Annotated in this window: 12 protein-coding genes; 2 read left to right on the top strand and 10 right to left on the bottom strand. The window is 47.3% G+C overall.

Annotation, left to right across the window (positions count from 1 at the left end; translation table 11 throughout):
- Positions 1 to 18: 18 nt before the first annotated feature.
- The 3 genes from AC5JBY_RS08220 to AC5JBY_RS08210 all read right to left on the bottom strand — a co-directional run bounded on the left by AC5JBY_RS08220 (position 19) and on the right by AC5JBY_RS08210 (position 4,786).
- Entirely contained in the window at positions 19 to 1,752 is a 1,734-nt protein-coding gene (locus tag AC5JBY_RS08220) for a cellulase family glycosylhydrolase (RefSeq protein WP_495904088.1), read from the bottom strand.
- Positions 1,753 to 1,945: 193 nt separating this feature from the next.
- A complete protein-coding gene (locus tag AC5JBY_RS08215; protein ID WP_495904087.1) occupies positions 1,946 to 3,343 on the bottom strand; it encodes a glycoside hydrolase family 30 protein in 1,398 nt (465 codons plus the stop codon).
- A 24-nt stretch (positions 3,344 to 3,367) separates the two neighbouring features.
- Complete coding sequence (locus tag AC5JBY_RS08210; protein WP_495904086.1) at positions 3,368 to 4,786, bottom strand: glycoside hydrolase family 30 protein; 1,419 nt, start codon at positions 4,784 to 4,786, stop codon at positions 3,368 to 3,370.
- Positions 4,787 to 5,105: 319 nt separating this feature from the next.
- Here AC5JBY_RS08210 and AC5JBY_RS08205 point away from each other — a divergent pair, with 319 nt between their 5' ends.
- Positions 5,106 to 5,879, top strand: coding sequence for a ThuA domain-containing protein (locus AC5JBY_RS08205; RefSeq protein ID WP_495904085.1), 774 nt, complete (start codon positions 5,106 to 5,108; stop codon positions 5,877 to 5,879).
- Between the two features lie 41 nt (positions 5,880 to 5,920).
- Positions 5,921 to 7,030 (top strand): glycoside hydrolase family 18 protein, encoded by a 1,110-nt coding sequence (locus AC5JBY_RS08200; protein ID WP_495904084.1) that lies wholly within the window; start codon positions 5,921 to 5,923, stop codon positions 7,028 to 7,030.
- A 300-nt stretch (positions 7,031 to 7,330) separates the two neighbouring features.
- Here AC5JBY_RS08200 and AC5JBY_RS08195 read toward each other — a convergent pair whose 3' ends face one another.
- The 7 genes from AC5JBY_RS08195 to AC5JBY_RS08165 all read right to left on the bottom strand — a co-directional run bounded on the left by AC5JBY_RS08195 (position 7,331) and on the right by AC5JBY_RS08165 (position 15,346).
- Entirely contained in the window at positions 7,331 to 10,243 is a 2,913-nt protein-coding gene (locus AC5JBY_RS08195) for a triple tyrosine motif-containing protein (protein WP_495904083.1), read from the bottom strand.
- Between the two features lie 44 nt (positions 10,244 to 10,287).
- On the bottom strand, positions 10,288 to 10,905 hold the full coding sequence (locus AC5JBY_RS08190) for an alpha/beta hydrolase (RefSeq protein WP_495904082.1): 618 nt from the start codon (positions 10,903 to 10,905) through the stop codon (positions 10,288 to 10,290).
- 7 nt (positions 10,906 to 10,912) lie between these two features.
- Entirely contained in the window at positions 10,913 to 11,866 is a 954-nt protein-coding gene (locus AC5JBY_RS08185; RefSeq protein ID WP_495904081.1) for a VOC family protein, read from the bottom strand.
- Positions 11,867 to 11,929: 63 nt separating this feature from the next.
- Positions 11,930 to 12,865, bottom strand: a complete 936-nt coding sequence (locus AC5JBY_RS08180; RefSeq protein WP_495904080.1) for a ring-cleaving dioxygenase — start codon at positions 12,863 to 12,865, stop codon at positions 11,930 to 11,932.
- Between the two features lie 30 nt (positions 12,866 to 12,895).
- Entirely contained in the window at positions 12,896 to 13,429 is a 534-nt protein-coding gene (locus AC5JBY_RS08175) for a YceI family protein (protein WP_495904079.1), read from the bottom strand.
- Positions 13,430 to 13,709: 280 nt separating this feature from the next.
- Positions 13,710 to 14,252, bottom strand: a complete 543-nt coding sequence (locus AC5JBY_RS08170; RefSeq protein WP_495904078.1) for a YceI family protein — start codon at positions 14,250 to 14,252, stop codon at positions 13,710 to 13,712.
- Positions 14,253 to 14,491: 239 nt separating this feature from the next.
- On the bottom strand, positions 14,492 to 15,346 hold the full coding sequence (locus AC5JBY_RS08165) for a pirin family protein (protein WP_495904077.1): 855 nt from the start codon (positions 15,344 to 15,346) through the stop codon (positions 14,492 to 14,494).
- Between the last annotated feature and the right edge of the window lie 20 nt (positions 15,347 to 15,366).

Here is a 15,366-nt window from a genome sequence, read left to right as displayed (position 1 = left end):
TTACGGAGGTATACTGTGTTATTTTCTACGGGTTAATTTTATGTTACTGAGGTTGAAGCCTCCTTTTTTGAACAGGATGCGGAGTGGCAACCCGTTTCCTTTGAGGTAAAGGTATTTGGGTCCTGTGTATTGCCAGTTCTTTTCTCCGCCTGTATTGGGCACTTCAATTTCTTCAATGGCTGTGGCTCCTCCGATCTTCACTGCTATTCGGCCGGTATCGCTGGTTGATGATACATTGAATGCGATATCGTATTTGCCTGCTTTGGGCGCATCGATCGTGTATTGGAGCCACTCTTCGTCTTCTATGGAATGTATCCACGCGCTATTGCTGTCGGCCTGGATGTCTACTCCATCGTTGCGGTATGCTCCTCCTCTATTGCCACGGGTGTTGACGCCCGGCGTGTATTGGTAGCTGGCCGTGTCTTTATCGTAATAGGCGTAGCGCTGACGACCCATATCGAAATCTGCTGCCTGTATGGTCGTGCTGTTAGCAATGGTGTATTTCTTAAATGGTATGGTGGCTGTGGTTTGCACCTGCCTGAACATGGCATCCATTACATCATAGTGTGGGATGTTGTTTTTGATCTTCAAATTTTCAAGCAACTGCTGTAAGGTTTTCCAGGCATCTGCTTCTGAAGGTTTTGGTCCTTTGCCTGCCCAATAGTCGAGTAATTGCTGGTAGCCTTGCGGCACTTTTATCTCCAGCGGGTTGCGCAGTCCCATTTTTTTGTTCTGCCACCAAGCCCAGCCTATATCGTTGCTTTCGGCCAATGCAATAGCTTCTGTGAACCAGGTGTTGGAATTCTCTCCTGACTCGCCCAACCAGATGGGCACGTTGTGCTGCTCACGCAGGTTGAGGAAGCCGCGGATGGCATCGGTAGTATTGTAGTTGCCGTATTTGTGAAAGCTCAATACCATGTTGTTGTCCCACACGGGCAATACGCCACGGTAGTTGTTACCAAATCCATTGCCTTCGATGATAACGATGTGTTTGGTATCTACTTCACGGATGGCTTTTGTAATATCCATCATGTGCTTGCGCAGGGGCTCGTTCTTGTTTTCTGCTGTGCCACGAAAGTCTTTGGGGTCTTCAAATCCCCAGTTGGGTTCATTGATGATGTCGTATCCTCCTATCCATGGTTCGTTGGCATAGCGTTCGGCCAGCTTACGCCACAGGGCTACTGTTTTTTGCCTGTTGGCTTCACTTTCCCACAGTGATGGCTTGGCGGGATCCCTATCTGAGATCGGCAGGTCGTTGCCCTGTCCGCCTGGCGCCGCATGGAGATCAAGGATCAGGTATATCTTGTTTGCCTTGCACCATTGCAGTAACTCATCAGTCATGGCAAAGCCTTTCTCGATCCAGGTGTTTTGTCCTGGTGTGGGCTCTTCCTCTACCGGCAGGGTGTATAAATTATAGTGCATCGGCAGGCGCATGGAGTTGAAGCCCCAGGCTGCCATGGAGTCAATGTCTGCTTTCGTAGTGTGGTTGGCCAGCCAGGCTTCGTAGAATTGTTTTGTTTTTTCTGCTCCTACTACTTCCTGTATTTTGGCTTTGATGCGGTATTGTTGTCCGAGGTTGCTGAGGCGGAACATGTATCCTTCCTGCAGCATCCAGCCCCCGAGGCCCATACCACGCAGGATCACTTTTTCACCTTTGTCGTTAACGATGAGCTTGCCTTGTGCTTTTAATAATTGAGCATTTGATTGCAGGGTTAACAGGGTTATGGCGAGAACCGGGATTATTTTGAACATAAGAAGGGTTGCGTTTTGTTGTTGGTTGAAAAAGTGTTGCCCCTACAGGGCAAAAAACACGTTCTAAATAAATTGCTACAAAGCTATAGCCCCTAAAGGGCAGAAAACACTTTTGGTACAAGTTAAAACAAAGCCAGAGGCTTTGAAATAGGCGTCATCCCGCTTGAGGCGGGACGACTGAAGACGATTGACTTTACCATACGTATGTTGCCATGGCGCCAGCGTTGAGGGTGGCGGAGAATGTTTTCTTTTTGTATTGTACGTCAAAGGTGGCGGGCTCTTTGCCATCATTGAGTGCTATGAGCACTATTTTTCCTTGTTGCGTTCTGAAAGCTACGTTGTGTACGTTGCTTGCTATGTTGGAAGCAATACGCACGGAACCAGGACGTACAAACTTGCCAGCATGGGCAATGCTGTAATATGCCGGGTTACGCTTCACGTTGTCTTTGTCGATCGTAATGGCGCCGAGGCAGCGATCGCATCCTCCCCTGTCGGTATGGGGCTTCAGTTCGGGATTGGATGACAGGTTCCACTCTATTACGGTGCGGCTCCAGTTGCGTGACGCGCCAATAATGAGGTTGCGTACGTGTTCCTGTATATCGCGTTTCATGTTGCCGGGTGCACCTACCCACTGTTCTGTGAAGTATAGGTTCTTATCGGGGTGTGCATCATGGACTTTTGACATCGCTTCTATCTTTCCTCCGTACAGGTGAAAGGCTGAGCCATCAATGTATTGTTTTGCCTGCGGATCGTCGAGTATGGAGATCGGATATTCCGGCTTATCGCAGTTGTGATCGTAGATGATGATCTTTGTTTTGATGCCTGCTTTTTTAAAGGCCGGGCCGAGATGGTCTTTAACAAAGATGGCCTGATCGGGCGCCAGCATCAACAGGCTGGGTGTGTTGCCCGGGTGCAAAGGTTCGTTCTGCACCGTGATAGCATCTATATTGATGCCTTCAGCTTTCATGGCCTGGATATATTTCACAAAGTATTTAGCGTAGGCTGCATAGTATTCAGGTTTAAGACTTCCGCCCCGCGTATCACCGTTGGTCTTCATCCATACCGGTGGCGACCAGGGTGACCCCATGATCTTTATCTTCGGAAACAGTGTCAGTATTTCTTTAACCGTAGGTATTACAGCAACGCGATCGTGACCAAGGTCGAAGTGCTCCATGGCTGTATCGGTTTGTCCTGCCGGCATATCATTGTAGGAGAACACTTTTTCGTCGAGGTCGGATGCGCCAATGCTGAGGCGTATGTAGCTGCCGCCAATGTTGTTGGCGTCGGCCGTGAACAGTTCTTTTAACAGGGCAGTACGTGCTGCCGGTGTCATTTGTTGCAGATGGCCGGCGCTACCTCCTGTCAAGGCCCAGCCGAAGCCATCTATTGCCTGAAACTTCTGTACATCGTCTATGGTAATGGTTGTTGTGCCTGCTTCTTTCTTCTTAGCAAAAGCTGTTTGCTGTGTTTGTTGTTGAAAGAATACGTTGGCGGCGGGATCGGTGAGCCAGGTTTGTACTTTCTGTGCGTGTGTATCGATTGCTGCTGCCAGCAACAGGCCGAATCCAATGGCTTTTTTCACTGTCATCATCTTCTTAAGGATTGGATGTGGTAATTATTTTATAACGAGTGTGCTGATGGAATGGGGTAAACTTTCTGTTTCGGCTCCTTTGCCATCTATCCACAGGTGGTAAGGAAACTTCTGATCGGTAGTATTCATCACTATTACCACCATGCTACCATCGGTGTTGCGGAAAGCGGTGGTTTGCAGTTGCGCCCTGCTGGAAGAGGAAGCAATGCGTTTGGCACCTGGGCGGATGAATTTGGAAAAGTGTCCTATATAATAATAGGCGTTGGTATAGATCAGTTTTCCGTTTTTGGTATCTGCATGTATGGGTGCAAAGCAAAAGTTGCCTACGTGGTTGGGGCCGCCTTTTTCATCGAGCAGGATGTTCCAGTCTGTCCAGGCTACCGTGCCATTGTTGAAATCGTTGATCATGGAGTAGCCATATCTTTCACCGAGTGACCAGTTGTTAACGCTGTCGATGTGAAACTTCTCTTTACAGCCTTCTGTGAAGATGAGGTTCTTGCCGGGGAAAGCCTGGTTTACGAGACGCAGGTTATCAAATTGCATCGGGCCGCCTGTCCAGGTCTCGTACCAATGGAATCCAATGCCCCATACGTATTTAGCCGCTTCTTTATCGTTGAGGATCGTGCTGGCACGTTGGAAAAGGAGATCACGGTTGTGGTCCCAGGCAATGAGTTTCTTATCTGCCAATCCTTGCTTCTGCAAGGTGGGGCCGAGGTATTGCTTGATGAAGTCGCGTTCGCCTTCGGCGGTAAAGATGCAAGACTCCCACCTTTGTTTTGCCATCGGTTCGTTCTGCACCGACAATCCCCAGATGGGTATGCCTTTGGCTTCGTAGGTCTTGATGAACTTGACGTAGTAGTTGGCCCATTGTTGTCTTGACTCTGCTTTGAGCTTGCCGCCCTGCAGCATGCTGTTGTTGTCTTTCATCCAGGCTGGCGGACTCCAGGGGCTTACGTACATGGTCAATTTTCCGCCGGCTGCCGCTATGGCTTGTTTAATAAATGGAATGCGGTATTGTTCGTCGTGGGCTACACTGAAGGTTTTGAGTTCGGTATCGTTATCGCTTACATAGGTGTAGCTACCGCTGGAAAAGTCGCAACTGTGGATGGTGGTGCGACCCAGGGTATAGCCAATGCCTTTTTCTTTATTGAAGTATGCATTGAGGAATTCCTGTTGTTCGGCCTTCGGCAACTTGGCGAATGTCTCTGCGGACGCATCGGTAAGCGCCCCACCAATTCCTACAAAGGACTGAAAGGTGTTTTTGGGATCGATAAACACGCATGGTTGTGTTTCGAGGGGCTGCTTAAAATCTTTAAATGTGAGTTCTGCGTTTTGGGAGATGCGGAGGTCCGTTTGGCTGGCAGTGGTGTATACCGTCACTTTCTTCTGGGCCTGTACGGACATGCAGACAGGCACGATCAATATGGCAACTAATCTTTTCATCAGTAACTTATTGTTTATTTCAATGAAGGTCCAAAAGTGCTGATTTCCAAGGGTTGGCTCAAATTTACCACTACGCCAAAAACACTACAAAGTAAAAATTAAATATTGACTATCAGAGGGTTAATAGTACGCAAGTTACATTCATTTCTTCGAATCGGGATGAAATGGGTTGAGAGGAATTAACTTGTGATGCGGAAGTTACGAGCTGCGGGTTTGTGCAGTCTGGCCGCTTGAGCGGCCTGACTATACGGCACTCATTACAAATTGTGTCTTTGGGGCACATGTCTGTGTGGTATTAAAAATTATTAAACTTTAGTTCATGGGGCAAGGTGTCAGGTTTGTACTGGCAATAACGATTAGCTGCCTATTAAGTGTAAGTGGCTGGGGACAGGCAAAGAACCCTCGTTTCCGGGCGCTGGTGTTGTATGAAAATGGCGGGCACCATATTCAGTATTCAAAGGTGGCGCGGCCATGGCTTGATAAGTTGGCAGCTGATAGCAACTTTGCCGTAGACTATATTAATAATACAAACCCAATCAACGAGGAATACCTCGCTCAATACCAGCTGTTCATTCAACTCGACTATCCGCCCTATAGCTGGCCTGCCAAAGCTGTCGAAGCTTTTCAGCGATATATCGAGGAGGGTAAAGGTGGCTGGATCGGTTTCCACCATGCCACGCTGCTGGGTGAGTTTGACAACTATGGCATCTGGCCCTGGTTCTCACGCTTCATGGGTGATATCCGTTTTAAGAATTACATCCCCGATTTTGCTTCCGGCGAAGTGAATGTTGAAGACTCGACTCATCCGATATTGAAAGGCGTGCCCCGGAAGTTCACTATCCAAAAGGAAGAATGGTATACATGGAATAAGAGCCCGCGTCCCCATGTGAAGGTGCTGGCCAGTGTGGATGAACGTTCTTACCACCCCGCTTCCACTACGACTATGGGTGATCACCCTGTGATATGGAGCAACCCGAACGTACGCGCGAGGAACGTATACATTTTTATGGGGCATGGGCCAGACTTGTTTGAGAATACGGCTTATACTACCATTTTCCGGAATGCTGTAGGATGGGCGAGTGGCAAGTGGTAAGTGGCGAGTGGGTGAATACTAACGATAATAATTAACATGCTATGATAAAGACCTTTGCTTTGCTTTTTGTTTTTTTGATGGTTTCTTCTTTTGTGCACAGTCAGAATGATTATTCCAAACCCGTGGTGATCGGTTATGTTGGTGGCTATAACGGACGCGTAACAGCAGGCAATATCGATGCTACCAAGCTCACGCATATCAATTATGCTTTTGTGGACGTGAAGGACAACCGTGCCTGGCTCCATAATGAAAAGACCGACACTGTTAATTTCCGGCTCCTGAATACGCTGAAGGAAAAAAATCCTGCACTGAAAATATTGATCTCGATCGGTGGCTGGTCCTGGAGCAAGAACTTCTCCGATGCCGTATTGACTGATACCAGCCGCAGGGCTTTTGCAGTAACTTCTGTTGATATTGTCAGAAAGTACAAGCTGGATGGTGTAGACATTGATTGGGAGTATCCGGGGATGTCGGGCGATGGTAATAAGTTCCGTCCCGAGGATAAACAGAATTATACGCTGATGTTCCAGGCTATCCGCGAGGAGCTCACCAAACTGCAACAGGAAACTGGCCGCTATTACCTGCTGACTACTGCCACCGGTGGTTTTCCTGCCTTCCTCGATCATTCAGAAATGGGCAAGGCGCAGGAGTACCTCGATTATGTAAACCTGATGACTTACGATTATAGTTATGGCCAGGCTGGCCACCATACCAACTTGTACCCTTCAAAAGATTATAACAAGGAGAACTCTGCTCATAAGGCTGTGACTACTTATATGGCTGCCGGGGTTCCGGCGCATAAGCTGGTGGTAGGTCTCGCGTTTTATGGGAAGGGTGGCGTTGTGGGAACCACTGACAACAAAGGTTTTCAACAGAAGTATGCTTCCAACTTTCGTGTAGGAGGTTATTCATATATCAAGGATTCATTATCGCACAAAGAAGGCTTCAAAACTTACTGGGACAAGAAGGCTAAAGCGCCTTATATCTTCAATGCCGCTGAAAAGAAGTTTGCCACTTATGACAATGAGCGGTCTGTGAAGTACAAATGCAAGTATGTGAAGAAGCATAAGTTAGGTGGCGTCATGTTTTGGGAGTACTCTTCTGATCCGAAGCTGTATTTGCTGAATGCTGTTTGGAAGTATTTGTATTAGGGTTGGGCTAAAGCCCAGGAAGAGAGACCGATTTTTAACCCCCGGCCCTAAAGGGCCGGGCAATTCGGGCGCGGCAGTCCTTTTGCTTCGATAGCAGATTTCTCACTCCGCTATCGCTCCGTTCGAAATGACAAAAAAAGGAGAGCTGTATTCGAAATGACAAGGAAGGGGAGCTGCGCTTGAGAATAACAGCGTTACATAAATGAGGGGCGCGATTCACTAAGCAGAATAGCCAGAGGCTATTAAATAGGCGTCACCAGCCAGAGGCTGGCGACTGATAAACATAAATGAGTTTAACGTTTATGAAGTAATGCTGATGAGGTAATCGAATAGGTTTACTTCGTTGGAGATGCCGAGTTTTTTGCGGAGGCGGTAGCGGCTGGTCTCGACGCCGCGGATGGAGATGTTCATTAGCTGGGCAATCTCCTTGGAGGAAAGGCTTAGGCGCAGGTAGGCCGCCAGCTTCAACTCCGAGGCTGTGATCTCCGGGCATAGCTCTTTCAGTTTGCGCAGGTAGTTGGTGTGCACGGTATCGAAGTGGTTGGCAAACTGCTCCCACTCCACGTCGTGGTCGAGCTCTTTATCGAGCATGCGCATGATCTTCTGGAATTCTTTGCTGCCTTTATCGGTGCCTGCACTGTTCTTGTATTGTACCAGGTCTTCTTTGAGGCGTGAGAGTATTTCCATTTTCTGCACGAGACTCATGGCTGATGATGCCAGCTCTGCATTCTTGTGCCCTATTTCTGCTTCGAGCTTTTCATTGTTGAGCCGCATGATCTCTTTCTCGCTTTTACCCATCTCCAGCTCATGCTGTACCTGTAACTGTTTTTGTTCTTCATCGTACTTGCGCTGCTGCTCCTGGAGTTTCAATTGCTGCAAGCGCTGGTATTTTTCCTGCTGGCGTTTGTAAAAGATGTACAACACACCAAATGAGAACACCGCATATAGCAGGAATGCCCACCAGGTCCGATACCATGGCGGCAACACTTTGAATGACCAAGCTGCAGCGGCGGATTCGTTGTCTGTGGCGTTGCGGCATTTTACTTTGAAAGTGTATTCTCCTTCGGGCAGGTTGGTGTAATCTCTTTCTGTTTTCTTTGTCCAGGATGACCAGTCTTTATCAAAGCCTTCGAGGTAGTAGCTGTATTCTGTATTGTACTCCTGTCCGTAGATATTGGATGCGCTTTCAAAATGGAGTGAATTGTCGCCATATTTAATAGCAGGCAATTCCTTATTATCTGTTCCACCAGCATATCCTCCAAATACCGTTCCGTCCTTTTGTGCCGCAGACCTCACCATCCTGATACGTACCTGTAATGGGTGTTTGCTTCTTTTGTACTCTGCATAATTTACATGGAAGAAGCCTTTTTCGGCTGCTATGAAAACATTGTTGCTGTCTACCACATTGATGTGCTCAAAACCACTGGCCATTACTTTATCGTCGATCTCTGAAATGTAAACCAGCTTTGGCTCTTTGGATGACTTATCAACAATGCCCACGCGCTTGTCGCGGCAAAACCACAGGTTACCAAACTGGTCTTCTTTCAGGTAGCTTGGCGGGGTTGGGCCAAATATTTTCTCCAGGTAGCTGGAACGAATGAAGTCTTTTTGTGTATTATCGTATTCGAAAATGCCGTTATCGGAAGTTAGCACCATCTTCCCCAATAATTTATAGAGGTGGTTGCGATTGGCTGACAAAATGCCCCGCGTATCCTTGTAGGTTAATGCATATGGTTCGCCTTTGGCATTGAAGGTTACTTTGTATAATCCTTTGTAGGGGTGAGCGATCCAGATGGTGTCTTTGTTGATGGCAATGTACCGGGCTGATTCGAACAGGGCGTGTATGACGGGGTTGGTAATAACGCCGTTGTTGTAATGGTAAAAGTTCACTCCATTATAGGTGCCCGCAATGATCACCGATGATGGCCGAGCATCGTTTAAGGGCTGAAAGTTCCAAAACCCTGTTTTATCGTCAATGGCTCTCATGGTGTTTCCTTCTACCTGGTATGCGCCTCTGTTGTGGCCTATCAGTAGCAGGTCGTTGACAATTGACATTCCCCAAACTTGTCCTTCTGTTTTGGGCACAAATTCAATATTGGCATTGGTATAGCTGAAGTCTTTATATCCTCCCTGCAGATCTACTTTATACAGACCCGTGGACAGGCCAAAATACAGTTGTCCTTTGTGGAATATCGATGTGTAGCCTGAGTTACGGTCTTCTCCATCGGGGAAGATGTTTTTGATGGCATTGCTGTAGGTAACGAGATCGATGCCATTGTCGAGACCGAGCCAAAGGTTTTTATCCCGATCCATTTTTATGCTCAGGATGTTGTTGCTCTGTATGCCTTCTGTTTTGGAGAAGCGCTGGACAAACTCTCCGCGCTTGTTGATGATAATACAACCCACCATATTAGTGACCAGCGCTATCCTATCGGGTGATAGCAGGGTGGCGTTGTAGATATTTTTTCCCCTGATGTTTTTTATGCCTGGCGCATCGAACACTGTTACTGTATCATTTTTCAGGATGTACAGCCCGTGGTTGAGGGTACAAAGCAGGATGCTGTCTTTTCCTATGGGAAGGGTTGTCGTTAAGCGTACATCGGGAGGCAAGCTTCCTGTTTTGATGACGGGCAGCCATTCTCCTCTGTTGTAAGTAACCAGCTTCTTTACATAATCCCAGGCGATGGGGCCGGCAGGCGTAACGCTCATGAAAGCCCAATCGACACTCTTATGTGCCGTGATGGTGTTTCTTTCCAGTTCAAATATTCTTTTATTGGACCGAAAGAATACACGCTGCTGCCAAATGCAGATGTTCCATACATCTGCAAAATCATTATCTCCTGGTGGTACCAGTGACCTTAATGAGGTATAATATAATTCTCCATTCTTTGCAGGGGAGAAATAGCCAAAGTCGCCCTGTCCGCCTACATATATTTTATTGCTATCGCCGATTGCCAGTGAGCGCACAATGGTGCCTCCGGGCAACGGGTAGGTTCTCCAGCTGGTTCCGTCAAACACCAACAGGCCTTTGTTGTTGGCAAAATACATGATCCCACTGCTATCCTGTGCGATATTCCAGTTCTGATTGCCAGCATTGTATGTCTGCCGGGAATAATTAATAATGGGAGGAATGCCAATGGTGTTTTGGGCAATGGCAGTAGAAGAAATAAATAGAATAGTAACGAATAATATGGCAGTTCTCATCAGCAGCATAGCGGCGTGAAGTTAAGGCCAGCGGCTGATTTTTCTACAACTATTTATTTAAATATCTGTGTGTTGGCAAGGTGAATTTCATCCTGTGTGATGGTGTGTCCCATATTAGGATAAATCTTCTCTGTTACATCGGCGTTCATCTCTTTCAGGATATTGGTAGTAGCGTATACTCTTTCAACGGGTACGTGCATATCGGGATCGCTGGTACCAATAAAAACGGGTGTGCCGCCAAAATCACCGGAGTAGTGTTCGCGGTATATCTTGTCACCGATCAATCCTCCGGTAAATGCTACCACGCCTCCATAACGGGTGGCATTACGGGTCACAAATTCCAACGTAAGACATGCTCCTTGTGAGAACCCGAGGAAGTATATCTGTTTCTCTGTGAACCCCTGGGCAATATACCCATTTACCACGTCGCTCAATACTGAGAGGGCCGATGTGAGCCAAGGTTCATTTTGTTGTATGGGTGCGATAAAGGAATATGGATACCAGGTATTGTTGGTAGCCTGTGGCGCCACCAGTGCATAATCTTTTACATCGAGGTGCTCTGCAAGAGATAATATGTTCTCCGCCGTGCCTCCCCGGCCATGTACCATGATCAATATCTTCTTCGCTTCTGTTATTTTCTTTCCTGCCGTGATGATCTCTTTCGTGTGCATATCTTAATTATTTATAGCTGTCCAAGTTGATGGATACAGCAGGGAGCAATTGTTCCAGGCGTGCACGTTCTTTCTCGAACTGTGCAGGCAACTTCAGTGCTTCGCCAAGGTGTTCAACGCTCTCATCGACTGTAAATCCCGGTACTGCTGTTGCTACTTCAAAGAGTACTCCGCCGGGTTCACGGAAATAAATGGAGGTGAAATAATTCCTGTCTAATACCGGTGTTGGGTTCAACATGCGTTTTACGATCCTGTCCCTCACCTCCAGTTGTTCCGTTTTTCCAGGTGTACTGAATGCAATGTGGTGTACTGTGCCGCTACCGCCTAATCCGCGCAAACTATCCGGCGTGCATATGATGTCTACATAATTGCCGGGTGAGTCATTGGCTGCAAAGCGGAAGCGGTTGCTTTTTTCTGCTATCAATGTGTGTTCTAATTGTTCTGTCAGTAATCCTGCCGTGCGTTCGTATCCTTCTTCCCACACTTCCACATTGTAAAATCCCCTGATCGTATGTTCTGCCGGCACTGGCCCACCACTGTAAGCCGGCCTTGTATCTTTATCATTGAACACCAGCTCTAATCCCAATCCATCCGTATCTTCAAAATAAACTACTACTTCTCCTTCAAATCTTTCCTGGGGTTCTTTGTATGCGATACCATATTTCTTCAGGCGGTTCAACCAATAATCGAGTGACGTTAACGGTACTGAGAAAGTGGTGGTATTCAACATGCCTTTGCCATGCCGCCCTTTAACCAGTCCCTGGTATGGAAAGAAGGTCAGTATACTTCCCGGGGTTCCAGTTTCATCACCATAATAAAAGTGATATACTTCAGGACCATCGAAGTTGACTGTTTTCTTTACCATTCTTATTCCGAGGATACCGGCGTAAAACTCAAGGTTCTTCTGTGCGTCGCCGGCGATGGCTGTGACGTGGTGAATACCTGTTATTATCTTTCCCATTGCGTTAGGTGTTTGGTTAGTAGCCTGAGCCTTCGACAGGCTCAGGCTGACATTTCCAATTTATTAATGCAGTACCGGTAATTGTTGTTCTATGTCTTTCCGGATGGATTCGTATTGAGCTGGCAGTTTGAGGTTGGTGCCTAATTCTGCTACTGGCTCATCGGTAGCAAAGCCGGGATTATCGGTTGCTATCTCGAACAATACGCCTCCGGGTTCGCGGAAGTACAATGAATAGAAATAGTTACGGTCTATCTTCGGTGTAATATTAAATCCACGCTTTGCCACTTTCTCTCTCAACTCCATCAACACTGCTTCATTTGCTACGCGGAATGCTACGTGGTGGTTGGTACCACCTGCTACCTGTCCTATACGTCCTTCGGGATCTTCGATGATGTCTACTATTGCGGCATTCTCTATAGCATCTGTTACAAAGCGGTAGCGATTGCCTTCCTGCTCCAACAGTTTATAACCGAATACATCCGTCAATACGCTTACTGTGCCCTTGATGCTTTTCAGGGTAAGTGTAATGCTGTGGAAGCCTTTTGTAGCTGCCTGTTCTGTGACATCATTTGTTGTCCAGGGCTTCCTGTTGTCTCCAGCTTTCGGTACTGTGAGGGCGAGGTTCAATCCATCAGGGTCCTGGAATGGCAAATACAATTCACCAAACCGTTCGCCGGTGTTTCCCTGTTTCACTTTGTACTGGTCAAATCTTTCTTTCCAGAAGTCGAGGCTACCGGCTGGCACTGCATATCCGATCTCAGTGGCCATGCCTGTTCCGGCATATCCGGGCGCGACGCCCTCCCAGGGGAAGAAGGTGAGGATGGTTCCGGGTGTACCCTCCTCGTTTCCGTAATAGAAGTGGTATGTTCCCGGGTCATCGAAGTTGACTGTTTTCTTTACCAATCTTAATCCAAGCACCCTGGTATAGAAATCAAAGTTACGTTGGGCATTTCCTGCGATGGCAGTGATGTGGTGCAATCCCAATATCCTGTTGTTCATATAAAACTCCTTTCGAGCTTTGTGCTCTTTTTATGCTTGTTTGATTAACTGGAACTCTCCGGCGAATTTCACTTCATCGCTTACTACGATGCTACCGGCTTCTGTTACGGCTCCCCAGTTAAGGCCGAACTCTTTACGATTTAATTTACCTGTGATGGTGAAACCTGCTTTTGTTTGACCGTATGGGTCAACTGTGATACCTCCGAATTCTACGTTGGCGGTTACATTACCGGCAACACCTCTCAACGTGAGTGTACCTTGCAGTTTACCTTCTTCTTTTGTACCGGTGTATTTGATACCTACGAACTTGATCTCCTGGTGCTCGGCTGCGTTGAAGAAGTCGGCTGAACGGAGGTGGTTGTCTCGTTGTTCGTTGTTGGTGTCTATCGAGTTTACATCGGCTGTAAATTCGATATTAGATGCGTTGGTAAAGTCGTCGCCTTCTGTTTCTGCCGTCAGGTTGAACTTTTTAAAGTAGCCTGTCACGGTGGTGATCATCAGGTGTTTTACTTTAAACTGGATTTCGCTGTGTGAGGGGTCGAGTACCCATTTTGTCTTTGCCATGTTGTGTAATTTATTGATTATCAATTTATTTATTTGTCATATTGACTATACAAAGTTGCAACATTAATTAGTATTAGAGAATAGCTATACGACGGAAAGAGTTGTACATATTACGGAAAGGGATAAAAATCAGTTGCAGGAGACAAGGTTCAGGTTTCAAGGGGAGGGGAATGGGATACAGGTTCCAAGTTTCAGGATGCAGGGTTGAAAAATGAGTTTCTCCTGTTCGCTGCAAAAAGGTGGCCCGCGTTAGTGTTGGTTGGTTGTGGGATTGTGGGGATCAGGGCAGCTTCAATAGCTGCACATCGCAGTGGAGCACTACTTCATCGGAGAGTAATAATCCATGTTTGTCGATGTACTGGTTCCAGGTGATGTTGAAGTCTTTGCGGTTCAGGGTGGTTTCGAGGGTAAAGCCAGCTTTAATATTGCCCATCGGATCGGGTGTTGTGCCTACGTGGGTAGCCTGCAGGGTGATGTCCTGCCCGATGCCTTTGATGGTTAACGGTCCGGTTGCCTGTATGTCGTTTCCCTGCACAGTGACAGTATCCGATTTCCAGGTGATGATGGGAAACTTTGCGGCATCAAAGAAATCGGCCGACCTGAGGTGGGCGTCTCTTTCTTCATTGCCTGTGTATACTGAATTTGTATAGATGGTGAGTTGTGCACGGCTGTTGTTGAAGCTGCCATTGGTAGTTACCACTGCTCCTTCGAACTGGGTAAACCAGCCGGATACGGGCGTAAGTAGTAAATATTTGGTATCGAACCGTATTCTTGTGTGTACCGGATCTATCACCCAAACTTCTTCCTTGTTTGCATCTTCCATACCTGAGACCTTTATTGCTTAGGACTTCTTACTTTGTTGTCCTATTGATTTGTGAATATAATGTTGTGGCACACTGCGGCCAAATCTTTATGTGGCAAGCTTCTTCACCTCTTACTGCAAAGCTATGCCTCACTGTGAGGTTAGTCAATTGACATATGGAGGCAGTGGTTGTACGATTTATCGGCAGCCGGTCCCGACACTTGTCGGGAGCAATCGGCAGTACCCTTGCTTCGATGGCTTTAGTAATCGAGTTCTCCGAAGCGGCCGTTTTTGGAATCGTCGATGGCCTGGTCAACTTCTTCGGGGGTGTTCATGACAAAGTTGTCTTTGGCGGCTACAGGTTCGTCAATGGGTTCAGCAGACAGGAAGAGTATCTGTGCATCTTCTGTCGCTTTCACGGTGAACTCATGCCCTTCTTTGCTGAACACTACGAGGTTGTGTAAAGGCACTTCTTCGCTATCGTTTACCAGGACTGTTCCTTTGATCACATATAACAATGCCCAGTAACCGGGCGTGGCAGGAAACAATACCTGCCGTCCCGCATTGATCTCTCCCACTATCGATATAATGGGTGTGAAGTTTTGTATCGGTCCTGTCTGACCATCGTATTCTCCGCTTGCCAGCCGGAGGTGTACGCCTTCCTGCTGCAGTACTTGTGGTAACTGTTCTTTGGATGCAGCCTGGTAAAATGGCTTGTCCCACTTATTGGCTTTGGGTGCATTGATCCATAGCTGTACCAATTCCTGCACACCTCCTTTCTCCTGCATTTCGGGTGTTGGCCCTTCGCTGTGGAGGATGCCTTTACCGGCAAACATCCATTGCACATCTCCCGCTTTTATGACTTCGTCATTACCTGCATTGTCGCGGTGAAATCCTTCTCCCTGCAACATGAATGTATAGGGGGAAAAACCACGGTGCGGATGTGGATGTACTCTCGTTTTTTGTCCGGCTGCTATGGTAACCGGTCCTGCATGGTGCAGTACTATGAAGGGATTGGCAAACCTGAAATCCTTGTGGGGCAATGCCTGCCTGACCGTCTCATCTTCGGTTATCTTCTTCTCACGCCCATATAATATGTGTTCGATCTTCTTCATAATGTCTACTTTCTTAACAA

This window comes from Paraflavitalea sp. (assembly GCF_059502485.1).
The sequence above is the reverse complement of the archived record's forward strand: the minus strand, read 5'-3'. Positions and strand labels throughout refer to the sequence as shown.